The 16,810-nt window shown below is 74.0% G+C and carries 2 protein-coding genes; both read right to left on the bottom strand.

What is annotated here, in order from left to right; all coding sequences use genetic code 11:
- Nucleotides 1-31 precede the first annotated feature (31 nt).
- On the bottom strand, nucleotides 32-15,463 hold the full coding sequence (locus ACWGJ5_RS43735) for a type I polyketide synthase (RefSeq protein WP_453315180.1): 15,432 nt from the start codon (nucleotides 15,461-15,463) through the stop codon (nucleotides 32-34).
- A gap of 349 nt (nucleotides 15,464-15,812) precedes the next feature.
- Nucleotides 15,813-16,810 (bottom strand): beta-ketoacyl reductase (locus ACWGJ5_RS43730; protein WP_453315177.1); only part of this gene is annotated, 998 nt, incomplete at its 5' end.

Genomic DNA, 16,810 nt, shown 5'->3' with positions numbered 1-16,810 from the left:
AGCCGGAAAGCGCGGGCTCGGTGCGCGTGGGTCAGGAAAGGCCGAGCTCGTCGTCGAGCAGGTCGAAGATCTCGTCCGCGGTGGCGGAGTCGATGTCGCCGCTTCGGGTGCCGTCGGTTGCACTGTGCGTGTCGTTCCACTTGGACAGGAGCTCTCGCAGGCGGGCGTCGATGCCGGGTCGTTCGACGTCGTCGGGGCCGACCTCGGAGAGGATCGCCTCGAGCCTGTCGAGTTCGGCGTGTACGCCGTGGGCGGCCGGGGCGGCGCCGTCGCCCAGCTCTGCGCTGAGGTGACCGGCGAGCGCCGTAGGGGTCGGATAGTCGAAGATCAGCGTGACGGGCAGGCGGATCCCGGCGGCTGCGCCGAGTCGGTTGCGCAGGTCGACGGCGGTGAGCGAGTCGAAGCCCAGGTCGAGGAAGCCGCGGCCGGGGTCGACCGCGTCCGGCCCGGCGTGGCCGAGCACGGCGGCGACCTGGGTGCGTACCACGTCGAGCAGCATGCGTTCGCGTTCGGTGCCCGTCAGTCCGGCCAGGCGCTGCTCCAGGGAGGCCGCCGTGGGTGCGCCGGCCGTGCCCGGGCCGGCGGCGGCGCGCGCCGCCGGGGTGCGGACGAGTCCGCGCAGCAGCGGGGACAGGGTGCCGGCGGCGGCCTGGGCGCGCAGTCCGGCGGCGTCGGTGCGCATCGGCACGAGCAGCGGGTCCGGGAGCGTGCCGGCCGCGTCGAACAGGGCGAGGCCCTCGGTCACGGCCAGTGGCGCGACGCCGGCGCGAGCCATCCTGGTCAGGTCGGCCTCCGTGAGGGCGCCCGCCATGCCGTCGTCGGTGGCCCACACGCCCCAGGCGAGCGAGGTGGCCGGCAGGCCCTGGGCCGCGCGGTGCTGGGCGAGCGCGTCGAGGAAGGTGTTCGCCGCCGCGTAGTTGCCCTGCCCGGCGGCGCCGAACAGGCCGGCGACGGAGGAGAAGAGGACGAACGCGGTCAGGTCCAGGTCGCGGGTGAGTTCGTGCAGGTTCCATGCCGCGTCGGTCTTGGGACGCAGTACCCGGTCGATGCGGTCCTCGGTCAGTGAGTCGAGGACGCCGTCGTCGAGGACACCGGCGGTGTGGACCACCGCGGTCAGGGGGTGTTCGCCCGGTATCGCCGCGAGCAGCCCGGCCAGCGCCTCCCGGTCCGCGGCGTCGCACGCGGCCCAGGTGACGCGGGCGCCCGACGCCGCCAGTTCGGAGGTGAGTTCCGCGGCGCCTTCGGTGGCCTCGCCGCGACGGCTGGCCAGCAGCAGGTGTCGTACGCCGCGTTCGGCCACCAGGTGGCGGGCGACCAGCCGGCCGAGGGTGCCGGCCCCGGTGATGAGGACGGTGCCGGACGGGTCGAGTTCGGCGGCGGTGGTCTCCGCGGTCGCCGCGGCGCGGGCCAGGCGGCAGGCGTGTGCGGTGCCGGAGCGCAGGGCGAGTTGGGGTTCGCCCGAGGCCAGGGCGGCGGCCAGCACCCGGCGCGAGGCGTCGGTGCCGTCGGTGTCGAGCAGTGTGAACCGTCCGGGGTTCTCCGACTGGGCGGCGCGGACCAGACCCCACACCGGTGCGTGGACGATGTCGGTCACGTCCTCCGTGGGCCGGGTTCCGGTCGCACCGGTGGTGACGAACACCAGGTGTGCCCTGCCGAGGCGGGCGTCGGCCAGCCAGGTCTGCACCGTCCGCAGGACCTCGCGGGTGGCGGCCCTGGCGGCTTCGGCGGTACCGCTGGTCTCGTCCCCGGTCTCGTTCCCGGCGGGCAGCGGGACGAGCACCACGTCGGGTACGTCGTCGGCGGCGGCGAGCGCGGGCAGATCGGGGTAGTGGACGAGTCGTTCGCCGCGGAGGGTGTCCGCGTCCTCGGGGCGGCCGAGCACGACCCAGCGTTCGCCGGCCGGGATGCCCTCGGCCGGCACCGGTACCGGGGTCCACTCGACCCGGAACAGCGAGTCGTGGCCGGCGCTGCGGGACGCGGCGAGCTGTCCGGCGTTCACGGGGCGCAGGATCAGCTCGTCGACGGAGGCGACCGGGAGTCCGGTCGCGTCGGCGACCTGCAGCGCGACACCGCCGGAGGCGCCCGGGGCGAGGCGCACCCGCAGCGAGTCGGCGCCGGCGGCGTGCAGCCGGACACCGGTCCAGGCGAACGGCAGGCGGGGGCCGCCCGCGGTGCCGTCCTGGTCCGGGAGGAGCCCGCCCAGCCCGATGCCGTGCAGGGCGGAGTCGAGCAGTGCCGGGTGCAGCCCGAAGGCGGTCGCGTCGGTCCCGGGGCCGTCGGGCAGGCCGATCTCGGCGAACAGGTCGTCGCCGCGCCGCCATACGGATCGCAGGCCCTGGAAGACGGGGCCGTAGCCGAGCCCGGACGCGGCGGCGGCCTCGTACAGGCCGTCGGTACGGATCTCGATGGCGCCCTCGGGCGGCCAGACGGCCAGGTCGAACGGTTCGGGGGCGGGCGCGGTGGCCAGCAGGCCGGCCGCGTGCCGCAGCCACGGCTGTGCGTCGGCCGCGTCCTCCGGGCGGGAGTGCACGGCGAGGGTGCGCCGGCCCGAGTCGTCCGCCGGTCCGACGGTCAGACGCAGGTGGAGTCCGCCGTGGTCGGGCAGGAGCAGGGGCGTTTCGAGGGTGAGTTCCTCGACGGTGTCGCAGCCGCTCTGTGCGGCGGCGCGCAGCGCGAGTTCGACGAAGGCGGTGCCGGGCAGCAGCACGGTGTCCATGACGGTGTGGTCGGCGAGCCACTGCTGGGTCTGCAGGGACAGCCTGCCGGTGAGGACGAGGCCGCCGGACTCGGGCAGTTCCACCGTCGCGCCCAGCAGCGGGTGGCCCGCCGCGTCGAGGCCGGCTGCCATCACGTCCTCGGCGGAGAAACCGACGTCGAGCCAGTAGCGCTGCCGCTGGAAGGGGTAGGTCGGCAGCTCGACGCCGCGCGCGCCGGTGGCCGCGAAGAACGCCGTCCAGTCCACCGCCGTGCCGCGCACGTGCAGCCCGGCGAGCGCCGTCGTCACCGACTCGGCTTCCGCCCGGCCGCCGCGCAGCAGGGGCAGGAACGCGCCGGCGGTGACGCTCTCCTGTGCCAGCGCGGAGAGCACCGCGTCGGGTCCGAGCTCCACGTAGGTGGTGACGCCCTGCTCCTCGAGCGTGCGTACGCCGTCGGCGAAGCGGACGGTGTCGCGCACGTGCCGCACCCAGAAGTCGGGCAGCGTCACGTCCGTCTCGGTCAGGGGGGCACCGGTGAGGCAGGAGACGACCGGGATGCGCGGCGCGTGGCAGGTGAGGCCCTCGGCGACCTTCCTGAAGTCGGCCAGCATGCCGTCCATGTGCGGGGAGTGGAAGGCGTGGCTGACGGTCAGCCGGCGCGTCTTGCGTCCCCGCACCGCGAAGGCGGCCGCGATGTCCAGTACGGCGTCCTCGTCGCCGGAGACCACCACGGACTGCGGTCCGTTGACCGCGGCGACGGCGACACCGTCGGGAAGGGTGATCTCCTCCTGCGTGGCCTGGATCGCCACCATCGCGCCACGCTCCGGCAGGTCCCGCATCAGCCGGCCGCGGGCGGCCACCAGGGTGCAGGCGTCCGCGAGCGACAGCACACCGGCACAGTGCGCGGCGGCCAGCTCGCCGACGGAATGACCGCACAGGACGTCGGGGCGTACGCCCCATGCCTCGACCAGCCGGAACAGCGCGACCTCGAGGGCGAACAGGGCGGGCTGGGTGTAGTCGGTACGGTCCAGCAGCTCGCCGTCGGCCGCGAAGAGCACGTCCTTGAGCGGTTCGTCCAGGTGGCGGTCGAACTCGGCGCAGACCGCGTCCAGGGCCTGCGCGAACGCCGGGTACGCGGCGTACAGTTCGCGGCCCATGCCGGGACGCTGGCTGCCCTGGCCGGTGAAGAGGAAGGCGGTCGTGCCGTCCGTGGCCGTGCCGCGCAGCGCCGTACCGTGCGCCTCGCCGCGCGCCAGCGCCTCCAGGCCGCGCAGCGCCTGGTCGCGGTCGGCGGCGAGCAGGGCCGCCCGGTCGTCGAGGGCGGCACGGGTCGTGGCCAGGGAGAAGCCGAGGTCGGTGAGGCTGCCGTCGGGGTGGGCGAGCAGGTGGGAGCGCAGCCGGTGCGCTTGGGCCTGCAGGGCGTCCGTGCCCCGTGCGGACAGCAGCAGCGGGACGACCGGCAACCCGGTGTCCGGCGCGGTGCCCGTCGGCTCCGTGGTGGCGGGAGCCTGCTCGAGGATGACGTGTGCGTTGGTGCCGCTGATCCCGAAGGACGACACGCCCGCCCGGCGCGGTCCTGACCCGGCCGGCCAGGCGCGGCCCTCGGTGAGCAGTTCCACCGAGCCCGCCGCCCAGTCGACGTGCGGGGTCGGCTCGTCCACGTTCAGGGTCGGCGGCAGCATGCCGTGCCGCATCGCCAGCACCATCTTGATGATGCCCGCGACGCCGGCGGCAGCCTGGGTGTGGCCGATGTTCGACTTGATCGACCCCAGCCACAGCGGGCGGTCCGCGGGCCGTCCCTGGCCGTAGGTGGCGATGACCGCCTGCGCCTCGATCGGGTCGCCCAGCGTCGTTCCGGTGCCGTGTGCCTCGACCACGTCGACCTGCGAGGAGGAGACGCGCGCGTTGGCGAGGGCCTGGCGGATGACCCGCTGCTGCGAGGGGCCGTTGGGAGCGGTCAGGCCGTTGCTCGCACCGTCCTGGTTGACGGCGCTGCCGGCGACGAGCGCCAGCACCCGGTGGCCGTTGCGGCGGGCGTCGGAGAGCCGCTCCAGCAGCAGCATGCCGGCGCCCTCGCCCCAGCCCGTGCCGTCGGCGGCGGCCGCGAAGGACTTGCAGCGGCCGTCGGCGGCGAGCCCCCGCTGCCGGCTGAACTCGATGAACGTGCCCGGTGTGAACATCACGGTGACACCGCCGGCCAGGGCCAGCGAGCACTCCCCGTTGCGCAGCGCCTGCGCGGCCAGGTGCAGGGCCACCAGGGACGAGGAACAGGCCGTGTCGACGGTGACCGCGGGCCCCTCCAGGCCGAAGGTGTAGGCCACGCGGCCCGACACGACGCTGCTGGAGCTGCCGGTGCCCAGGTAGCCCTCCACCTCGTCGGGGACGGCGTGCAGCCGGGCTCCGTAGTCGTGGTACATCACGCCGGCGAACACCCCGGTCCTGCTGCCGCGCAGGGACACCGGATCGATCCCGGCCCGCTCGAAGGCCTCCCAGGAGGTCTCCAGCAGCAGCCGCTGCTGCGGGTCCATCGCCAGCGCCTCACGCGGGTTGATCCCGAAGAACGCCGGGTCGAACTCCGCGGCGTCGTGGAGGAACCCGCCTTCCCGGGCGTACGAGGTGCCCTGGTGGTCGGGGTCCGGATGGTAGAGGCCGTCGAGGTCCCAGCCGCGGTCGCCGGGGAACGCCGAGACGCCGTCGGCGCCCGCGGCGAGCATCCCCCACAGGTCCTCGGGGGTGCGTACGCCGCCCGGGTAGCGGCAGCTCATCGCGACGATGGCGACGGGCTCGTCGTGGCCCGCCGCGGCAACGGGCGCCGGGACGACGGCGGAGCTCGCGGTGCCGGTCAGCTCGGAGCGCAGATGGCGGGCGAGCACGGTCGGATCGGGGTAGTCGAAGATCAGCGTGGCGGGCAGGCGCAGCCCGGTCGCCGCGTTCAGCCGGTTGCGCAGCTCGACGGCGGTCAGCGAGTCGAAGCCGAGCTCCTTGAAGGCCCGGCCCGACTCGACGGCCTCCGGGCCCGCGTGGCCGAGTACGGCGGCCACCTGGGCGCGGACCAGGGCGAGCAGCGTCCGCTCCTGCTCCTCGGCGGGGCGCCCGGAAAGCCGCTCGGCCAGGGCCTCTTCGGCACCGGCGGCGGCCGCCTCGGCCGCCCGGCGCACGGGGGTGCGGACCAGGCCGCGCAGCAGCGGCGCCAGGGTCCCGGTGGCCGCCTGGGTGCGCAGGGCAGCCGGGTCCACCCGCATCGGCACCAGGGCCGGCTCGCCGAACGTCCGGGCGGTGTCGAACAGCGCCAGCCCGTCCTCGACGGTCAGCGGCGGCAGTCCCGCGCGCCGCATCCGGGCGACGTCGGTCTCGTCCAGGCCGCCGGCCATGCCGTCCGCGACCGCCCACAGGCCCCAGGCCAGCGAGGTGGCGGGCAGTCCCTGGTCCGCGCGGTGCCGGGCGAGCGCGTCGAGGAAGGCGTTGGCCGCCGCGTAGTTGCCCTGACCCGGGCCGCCGAAGACGCCGGACGACGACGAGAACAGGACGAAGGCGGACAGGTCGAGGTCGCGGGTCAACTCGTGCAGATGCAGCGCCGCATACGCCTTCGGACGCAGCACCTCCTCCATCCGCTGCCCGGTCAGGGACCCGATGACGCCGTCGTCGAGCACACCGGCGGCGTGCACGACGGCGGTCAGCGGATGCTCGGCGGGCACGGCGGCGAGCACCGCCTCAAGTGCCTCGCGGTGTGCGACGTCGCAGGCGGCCCAGGTGACCTGCGCGCCGAGCGCGCCGAGTTCGGCGGTCAGCTCCGCCGCCCCCTCGGCCGCGTCGCCGCGCCGGCCGACCAGCAGCAGCCTCCGTACGCCCGCCTCGGCCACCAGGTGACGGGCGATCAGCCGTCCCAGGGCTCCGGTGGCGCCGGTGATCAGCACGGTGCCCGTGGGGTCGTACGGCCGCGTCTGCGGCTCGGTCCCGACGGCGGCCCGGGCCAGCCGCAGCGCCCGTACGGTGCCCCGGCGGACCGCCAGTTGCGGCTCGCCGCACTCCAGCGCCGCCGGCAGGGTCTGCCACGAGCCGTCGGCGTCGTCCGTGTCGAGCAGGACGAACCGGTCCGGGTTCTCGGTCTGCGCGGAGCGGATCAGACCCCACAGCGCGGCGTGCGCCGGGTCGTCCACCGTCTCGCCGGGCTCGGCGGCCACCGTCCCACGCGTGACGAAGACGAGCCGGGATGCGGCGAACCGCTGGTCCGCGAGCCACGCCTGGGCGGCGTCGAGGGCCGCGCCCGCGGCCCGGCGCACCCCGTCCTCGGTCGGGTCGCCGACCGGCGAGCAGGGCAGCAGGACCACGTCCGGGATCTGGGCGCCGGCGTCCACGGCGGCCGTCAGCGCGGCCAGGTCCGGGTACGCGTCGGCGCGGAGTCCGCCCGGCACGTGTCCGGCCGCCTCGCCGTCCGTGCCGAGCACCGCCCACCGTCCGGCGGTGTCGCCCGCGGTCGTCGGCGCGGCGGGCAGCGGGGTCCACTCGTGCCGGAACAGGGCCTCGTGGTAGGTGCCGCGGGCCTGGCGGAGTGCATCGTCCGAGACCGGACGGAGCCCGAGTGCCTCGACGGCGGCGACGGGCGCGCCGGTCACGTCGGCGATCTCCAGCCGGACCGCCTCGGCGCCCGCCGCGACGAGCCGGACGCGCACCGTGGCGGCCCCGCCGGCGTGCAGCGACACTCCCGTCCATGCGAACGGCAGCCTGCCCCGTCCGTCGGAGGCGCCCAGTCCGTCGAGTCCGATGGCGTGCAGGGCGGAGTCGAGCAGCGCGGGGTGCAGGCCGAACCGGCCCGCCTCCGCCTCGGCGTCGCCCGCCAGACTCACCTCGGCGAAGAGCTCGCCGTCCCGCCGCCAGACCCTGCGCAGCCCCTGGAAGGCGGGACCGTAGGCGAAGCCGATGGCGCCGAGCTGCTCGTAGCGGCCCTCGACGTCCACCTCGGTGGCACCGGCGGGCGGCCAGACAGCCAGGTCGAAGGAGGCCGCCGGCCGGCCGCCCGAGGCCAGCACACCGCCGGCGTGCCGGGTCCACGGCTCCTCGGCGGGCGCGTCCTCGGTCCGTGAGTGCAGGGCGAGCGGCCGGCGCCCCGCGCTGTCGGCCGCACCGACCACCAGCCGCAGCTGAAGCCCGCCGTGTTCCGGCAGGATCAGCGGCGCCTCCAGCGTCAGCTCCTCCAGGTAGTCACAGCCGGCCTGGTCGCCCGCGTGCAGCGCCAGTTCCAGGAAGGCGGTGCCGGGCAGCAGGACCGAACCCGCGACCGCGTGGTCCGCGAGCCACGGGTGGCTGTGCAGCGACAGCCGTCCGGTGAGCAGCAGACCGTCCGAGTCCGGCAGCTCCGCGCAGGCACCCAGCAGGGGATGTCCCGTCTCCTCCAGTCCGATGGCGGCGACGTCACCGGCCAGGTAGGCGGGCAACTGGGGCCAGTAGCGCCGGTGCTGGAAGGCGTAGGTGGGCAGGTCGACACGGTGGGCGCCGGTGCCGGCGTAGTAGGCCTGCCAGTCCACCGCGATGCCCCTGGTGTGGGCGTGCGCGAGGGCCGTGGTCAGGGTCTCGGGCTCCGGACGGCCCGCGCGGAGCACCGGCACGAACGCATGGTCCTCGCCGGTGACGCAGTCCTGCGCCATGGCCGAGAGCACACCGTCCGGGCCGAGCTCGATGAAGGTGGTGACGTTCTGGGCCTCCAGCGCCTGGACTCCGTCGTGGAAACGGACGGCCTCACGGACATGGCGGACCCAGAAGCCGGGGCTGGTGAGCTCCTCCGCGGTCGCGACGGCGCCGGTGAGGTTCGAGACGACCGGGATACGCGGAGCCTCGTACGACAAGCCCTCGGCGACCCGGCGGAACGCCTCCAGCATCCCGTCCATGTGCGGCGAATGGAACGCGTGACTGACCGTCAGACGCTTGATCTTGCGGCCCTGCTCCTCGAAGCGGGCGGCGATCTCCAGTACGGCGTCCTCGTCACCGGCCACGACCACGGAGGTGGGGCCGTTGACGGCCGCGATGCTCACGGCATCGGTCAGGTACGGCGCGACCTCGTCCTCGGTGGCCTGGACGGCCACCATCGCACCACCGGACGGCAGCTCCTGCATCAGCCGGCCACGCGCCGCGACCAGCGTGCACGCGTCGGCCAGCGACAGCACACCCGCACAGTGCGCGGCCGCGATCTCACCGATGGAGTGACCGGAGACGAAGTCCGGGCGCACACCCCACGACTCCAGCAGCCGGAACAGCGCCACCTCCACCGCGAACAACGCGGGCTGCGTGTACGCCGTCCGGTCCAGCCGCTCGGTGCCGTCGCCGAACATGACGTCCAGGAGCGGCCGTTGCAGGTCCCGGTCGAGGTAGGCGCAGGCCCCGTCCAGTGCCTCCGCGAAGACCGGGTACGCCTCGTACAGCTCCCGGCCCATGCCCGGTCGCTGGCTGCCCTGCCCGGTGAACAGGAACGCCGGCTTCCCGGCGACGGGGGTGCCCTCGACCAGTGCGGCAGTGGCCTGTCCCTGGGCCAGTGTCGCCAGCTCCGCCAGGAGCCTGTCGCGGTCAGCAGTGATCAGTGCGGCGCGGCGCTCGAAGTGGGAGCGTCCGGTGGCGAGCGAGAACGCCACGTCCGTGAGGTCGAGCGAGGGGTGGCGGGACAGGTGGGAACGCAGGCGTCCTGCCTGGTCGCGCAGGCCGTCCGCGGTCTTCGCGGAGAGCAGCAGCGGGGCCGCCGCGGCCGGTCGTACCGGGCGGACCGCGCTCTCGTCCCCGGCGGCCTCGGGGGCCTGCTCGAGGATGGTGTGCGCGTTGGTGCCGCTGATGCCGAACGAGGAGATGCCGGCCCGCCGGGGACGGCCCTCGACCGGCGTCCACTCCTGGGAGTCCGTGAGGAGGGCGACCGCGCCGCTCGCCCAGTCGACGTGCGGGGTCGGCTCGTCCACGTGCAGGGTCGGCGGCAGGATGCCGTGCCGCATCGCCATGACCATCTTGATGATCCCGGCGACGCCGGCCGCGGCCTGGGTGTGGCCCAGATTGGACTTGATGGAGCCCAGCCACAACGGCCGTCCGTCCGGGCGCTCCTGCCCGTAGGTGGCGAGCAGCGCCTGCGCCTCGATCGGGTCGCCGAGCGTCGTACCGGTGCCGTGCGCCTCCACCGCGTCGACGTCGGCGGCGGACAGCCCGGCACTCGTCAGCGCCTGCCGGATCACGCGCTGCTGGGAAGGGCCGTTGGGCGCGGTCAGGCCGTTGCTGGCGCCGTCCTGGTTGATGGCGCTGCCGCGGACCAGGGCGAGGACGGGGTGGCCGTTGCGGCGGGCGTCGGACAGCCGCTCGACGAGCAGCACGCCCACGCCCTCGCCCCAGCCGGTGCCGTCCGCGGCCGCGGCGAACGCCTTGATGCGTCCGTCGGCGGCCAGGCCGCGCTGCCGGCTGAAGTCGACGAACGACGCGGGAGTGGACATCACCGTGACACCGCCGGCCAGCGCCATGGTGCACTCCCCGGCGCGCAGCGCCTGGATCGCCCAGTGCAGCGCCACGAGCGAGGAGGAGCAGGCCGTGTCGACGGTGACCGCGGGGCCTTCGAGGCCGAGGACGTAGGAGACGCGGCCGGAGAGGACACTGGCGGCGTTGCCGGTGCCGAGGAAGCCCTCGACGCCCTCCGGGGCGGCCAGCATCAGGGACAGGTAGTCCTGCCCGTTGGTGCCGGCGAAGACGCCGACCCGCTCACGGCGCAGCGTCGTCGGGTCGATGCCGGCCCGCTCGAACGCCTCCCAGGAGGTCTCCAGCAGCAGCCGCTGCTGCGGATCCATCGCCAGCGCCTCACGCGGCGAGATACCGAAGAACGCCGGGTCGAACTCGGCGGCGCCGGCGAGAAATCCCCCGTCGCGTACGTAGGTGGTGTTCTCGCCCCGGCCTTCCGGGTCGTGGAGGGCGTCGACGTCCCAGCCGCGGTCGGCCGGGAAGCCGGTGATCGCGTCCTGCCCGGCCGCCAGCAGTTCCCACAGGTCTTCGGGGGCGCGCACTCCGCCGGGGAAGCGGCAGCTCATCGCCACGATGGCGATGGGGTCGTCGGCGTCGTCGGCGGAGGTGCGGCGGGCCGGTCCCGTGGTGTCCGGGGCCGGCGCGCCGAGCAGGGCGCCGCGCAGGAAGTCGGCCAGGGCGAGCGCGTTGGGGTGGTCGAACACGAGGGTCGCGGGCAGCCGCAGTCCAGTGAGCGACGCCAGCAGGTTGCGGATCTCTACGGCGGTCAGCGAGTCGAAGCCGAGGTCGCGGAAGGCGCGTCCGGGCTCGACGGCTTCCGGTCCGGGGTGGTTGAGGACGGCCGCGACCTGGGTGCGGACGAAGTCCAGGACGAGCCGCTCCCGTTCGCCCTCCGGTGCGTCCGTGAGACGGCGCCGGAAGGACGACGGGTCACCCGAGGCGCCGTCGGTACCGGCGACACCTTCCAGGGCGCGCCGTGCCTCGGGCAGGCCGGTGATGAACGGGTTGGGGCGCACGGCGGTGAGTCCGGGTGCGAGCCGCGCCCAGTCGATGTCGGCGACGAGCGAGAACGTCTCGTCGAGCGCGAGCGCCTTGTCCAGTGCGGTGAGTGCCAGCTCCGGGTCCATCGGTGCCAGCCCGGCCTGGCGGAGCCGCTGGGACACCACCTGGTCGGTGGCCATGCCGGCCTCGGCCCAGGCGCCCCAGGCGAGCACGGTGGCGGGCAGGCCCTGGGCCCTGCGGTGTTCCGCCAGTGCGTCGAGGCAGGCGTTGGCCGCGGCGTAGTTGCCCTGGCCGGCACCGCCGAAGGTGCCCGCGAACGAGGAGAAGAGCACGAACGCGGACAGGTCGAGGTCGCGGGTCAGCTCGTGCAGCACCGTCGCGGCGGCCGACTTGGGCCGCAGCACGGTGGCGAGCCGCTGCGGGGTCTGGGCGTCCAGCACTCCGTCGTCGAGCACACCTGCGGCGTGTACGACGGCGGTCAGCGGGTGCCGCTCGGGAACCGTGGCCAGCAGCCGTGCCAGGGCGGCGCGGTCGGCGACGTCGCAGGCGGCGACGGTCACCTCGGCGCCCAGTGCGGTGAGTTCGGCATGCAGTTCGGCGGCACCGGGAGCGTCCGCGCCGCGGCGGCCGACCAGCAACAGGTGTGCGGCGCCGTTGCGGGCCAGCCGGCGTGCGACCCGGGCGCCGAGCGCGCCGGTCCCGCCGGTGATCAGGGTGGTTCCGGTGCGGGGCCAGGGGTGCGCCGTCGAGTCGGTCGGGGCCGTCTGCCCGGCGCGGGCGAGGCGGCGTACGAAGATGCCCTGAGAGCGTACGGCGAGCTGGTCCTCGTCGCCGAAGCCGCCCGGGTTCGCCGGGGTGCCCATGCCACCGAGGATGTCGGCGAGCCGGGCGAGCGCGCGCTCGTCGGGCGTCTCCGGCAGGTCGATCAGTCCGCCCCACCGCTCCGGGTACTCCTGGGCGGCCGACCGGCCCAGGCCCCACACGTGTGCCTGGCCCGGGCTGCGCAGCAGGTCGGAGCGGCCCACGCTGACCGCTGTCCGGGTGACGCACCACAGCGGCCCCTCGACGCCCGCGTCGCCGAGGGCCTGCACGAGCGCGGTGGTCGCCGCCAGGCCCGCCGGCACCGCCTCGTGGGCGGCGTGCGGCCGTTCGTCGAGAGCGAGCAGGGACAGCACGCCGCTGACGTCCGCGGTGCCGCCGTCCAGTGCGGCGCGGATCTGCTCGGCGACCGCCGAACGGTCGTCGGCCGCGGTGTCGAGCGCACAGTGCCGTACGGTCACACCGCTGTCGGCGAGCATGCGTCCGGCCGCGCTCACCCAGGCCTCGTCGGCGAGCCCGGCGGGCGTGACCAGCAGCCAGGTGCCGGTCAGCGGCCGGTGCACGGTCTGTGTCAAGGGCTGCCAGGTCACCCGGTAGCGCCAGCTGTCGACCGTGTTGCGGTCGCGGTTGCGCCGGTGCCAGGCGGACAGCACGGGCAGGACGTCGCTGAGCGGCTGGCCGGCGTCGACCCCGAGGGTTTGCGTGAGCGCCGCGAGGTCCTCGCTGTCCACGACCTCCCAGAACCGCGCGCTCACCGCGTCGAGGGCCTCGGCGGAGAGGGCCTCCGGCTGGGAGAACGGGTCACGTGGCCAGTACACCTGGCGCCGGAAGGCATACGTGGGCAGGTCGACGCGCCGGGCGCCGGTGCCGGAGAAGAAGGCCTCCCAGTCGACCGCGGCACCGCGGGCGTGCAGCCGTGCGGCGGCGGTCGCCAGCGCCTGCGGCTCGGGGCGGTCCTTGCGCAGGGTGGGGGTGAACGCGGCACCCTCGCGCGTCACGCAGTCCTGTGCCATGGCGGTCAGCACACCGCCCGGCCCGAGCTCCAGGTAGACGGTGACGTCCTGCCCTTCCAGGTACCGCACGCCGTCGAGGAAGCGGACCGCCTCGCGCACGTGCCGCACCCAGAACTCCGGCGAGCACACCTCGTCGCGGGTCACGATCGTGCCCGTGAGGTTGGAGACGAGCGGGATGCGCGGGGCCTCGTACGACAAGCCCTCGGCAACCCGGCGGAACGCCTCCAGCATGCCGTCCATGTGCGGGGAGTGGAAGGCGTGGCTGACCGTCAGCCGCTTCGTCTTGCGGCCCTGCGCCTCGAAGGAGGCGGCGATGTCCAGTACGGCGTCCTCGTCACCGGCGACCACCACGGAGGTGGGGCCGTTGACCGCGGCGATGCTCACCCGGTCGGTCAGGAACGGGGTGACCTCGTCCTCGGTGGCCTGGACGGCCACCATCGCACCACCGGCGGGCAGCTCCTGCATCAGCCGGCCGCGCGCGGCGACCAGGGTGCACGCGTCCTCCAGCGACAGCACACCCGCACAGTGGGCGGCCGCGATCTCGCCGATGGAGTGGCCGGAGACGAAGTCCGGCTTGATGCCCCACGATTCGAGGAGCCGGAACAGTGCCACCTCGACCGCGAACAGGGCGGGCTGCGTGTACGCCGTCCGGTCCAGGTTCCCGGACTCGTCACCGAACATCGCCTCGCGCAACGGCAGTTCGAACCGCGCGAGAACCCCGTCCAGGGCCTCGGCGAACGCCGGATACGTCTCGTACAGCTCACGGCCCATGCCCACGCGCTGGCTGCCCTGACCCGAGAACAGGAACGCCACCTTGCCCTCGGTGGCCGCTTCCGATGCGCTCGTCAGCTCTCCGGCGGCCAGCGCGGTGAGGCCGGTCAGCAGCTCCTCGCGGTCGCTCGCGACGAGCACGGCCCGGCGGTCGAGCGCGGGACGGCTGACGGCCTGGGAGTAGGCGATGTCGGTGAGAGGCACTTCCGGCCGGGTTGCCAGGTGAGCGCGGAGTTGGCCTGCCTGGGCGCGCAGCGCCGCGTCGTCCTTGCCGGACAGCACCACCGGAACGTGCGGCAGGCGCCCCGCCCCATCGGCGGCCGGCGCCGCCGTCCCGGTGGTCTCCTCGGCCTCTTCCAGAATGGTGTGGGCGTTGGTGCCGCTCATCCCGAACGACGACACGCCGATGCGCCGCGGGCGGTCGGTGCGCGGCCACTCCCGCGCCTCGGACAGCAGCGACACCTCGCCCGCGGACCAGTCGACATGCGGCGTCGGCTCGTTCAGGTGCAGCGTCCTGGGCAGCACGCCGTTGCGCAGTGCCATGACCGATTTGATGACGCCGGCGACGCCGGCGGCGGCCTGCGCGTGCCCGATGTTGGTCTTCAGTGAGCCGAGCCAGAGCGGCTGGTCCTGCGGCCGGTCCTGGCCGTAGGTGGCGAGCAGCGCCTGGGCCTCGATCGGGTCGCCGAGTGCGGTGCCGGTGCCGTGCGCCTCGACGGCGTCGACCTCCTGCGGGGTGAGCCGTGCGTTGGCCAGGGCCTGCAGGATGACCCGCTGCTGGGACGGACCGTTGGGTGCCGTGAGCCCGTTGCTGGCACCGTCCTGGTTGACAGCGGTGCCGCGAACCACGGCCAGCACCGGATGCCCCTTGCGACGTGCGTCGGAGAGCCGTTCGACCAGCAGGATGCCCACGCCCTCGGCGAGGCAGAAGCCGTCGGCTGCGGAGGAGAAGGCCTTGCAGCGGCCGTCCATGGCCAGGCCGCGCTGCTTGCTGTAGTCGATGAAGGTGCCCGGCGCCGACATCAGGGTCGCGCCGCCGGCCAGCGCCATCGAGCACTCGCCGTTGCGCAGCGCCTGGACGGCCAGGTGCAGGGCGACCAGCGACGAGGAGCAGGCGGTGTCGACGGTGAGGGCGGGCCCCTCGAGCCCGAAGGCGTACGACAGCCGGCCGGAGGCGACGCTGGCGGCGTTGCCGGTGCCCAGGTAGCCCTCGAGATCCTCGGACGAGCTCAGCAGCGCGGTCAGGTAGTCGTGGCTGCTGGTGCCGACGAAGACGCCGACCTGCTTGCCGCGCAGGGTCGTCGGGTCGATGCCGGCGCGTTCGAACGCCTCCCACGACGTCTCCAGCAGCAGCCGCTGCTGGGGGTCCATGGACAGCGCCTCACGCGGACTGATGCCGAAGGGGCTGGGGTCGAACCCGGCGATGTCGCGGACGAACCCGCCCTGCTTGACGTAGCTGGTGCCCGGGTGCTCGGGGTCGGGGTGGTAGACGGTGTCGAGGTCCCAGCCGCGGTCGGCGGGAAACTCGGTGACGACGTCCACTTCGTCGGTCACCAACTGCCACAGGTCCTCGGGAGAGGTGATCCCGCCGGGGTAGCGGCAGCTCATCGCCACGACGGCGATGGGGTCCTGGTTCTTCGCCTCGGCCTCACGCAGGCGCTGACGGGTCTGATGCAGATCCGCCGTCACCAGCTTGAGGTAGTCCCGCAGCGTCTCTTCATTCGCCATTTAAACGCAACCCATTTACGGCAGACGGCATCGGAAAAAGGAACCAGAAATAAATCGGACCGAGAAGTGATTCAACCCGCTTCTCGTGGGCAGGCTATGGTCGCCCAAATGTCCTCGACAACCCCTGACCGCCCCCTACCCACCCCTGAGTGACCGGAGGTGAACAGGGGGGAGGGCATGAGGTCCCGGCCCGCGGAAGGGTCGGGAAAAGAACCGCGGGATCAATTTCACCGCGGTTCTCGACCGAGAAGTCTGACGGACACCGAGGAAATCCGTCAATGCTCACGGGCCATACTTGGTGAAAGGCGAGTCACGCCCTGCCGAGGCCCTCGTTGATGAACGCGATGAGTTCTTCGTCGCTCGCCGCCTCAAGCTGTGACACGTCATTGATGCCACCGCCCTGCCCGGACGGGTTCTCGGCGGCCGCCGGCGCGTCGGTGTCGTTCCACTTCCCCAGCAGAGACTGCAGACGCATGGTGATACGGGCCCTGGTCACGTTGTCCGGGCTGGCGCCGGCGAGCAGCGACTCCAGCCGGTCGAGCTCTTCCAGCACCGGTGCGCCACCGTCGGCCTCCGGCACCACCTCGCCGCGCAGGTATCCGGCCACCGCGGACGGCGTCGGGTGGTCGAAGATCAGGGTGGGCGGCAGCTTCAGCCCGGTCGCGGCGCCGAGCCGGTTGCGCAGTTCGACGGCGGTGAGCGAGTCGAAGCCGAGTTCCTTGAAGGCCCGGTTGGCCTCCACCGCGTCGATGCCGGCATGCCCCAGTACGGCGGCGACGGCGCCGCGCACCAGGTCCAGCAGCAGGCGTTCCTGCTCGGTGGCCGACAGCCCCGCGAGCTGCTTGGTGAGCGGAACCGTACCCGTGGGGTCGTCCGCGTGGTCGGGTTGTGCGTTCTCGATGACTTCCCGGGCCTCCGGCAGGTCGTCCAGCAGGGGACGCGACCGGTCCGCGGTGAAGGCCAGCGCGAAGCGCTTCCACTCCATGTCGATGACGGTCAGTGCCGTCTCGTCCCGATCGAGGGCGTGGCCCAGGGCCGTGACGGCGAGGTCGGGGGCCATCTCCAGGATGCCGTGCCGGCGCATACGGTCGCCCACCGGGCCGGCGACCGCACTGCCGTCGCCCCACGGTCCCCAGGCAAGCGTGGTGGCCGTCAGTCCCTCCGCCCGCCGCTGCTCGGCCAGTGCCTCCAGGAAGGCGTTGCCCGGTGCCTGGTTGCCCTGGCCGGGGGCGCCGAAGGTGGCGGCGAAGGAGGAGAACAGTACGAACGCCGACAGGTCCAGGTCCCTGGTCAGTTCGTGCAGGTGCC

This window comes from Streptomyces sp. NPDC054783 (assembly GCF_053611725.1).
Note: the sequence above shows the minus strand (reverse complement) of the source record. Positions and strands in the feature narration are given on the sequence as shown.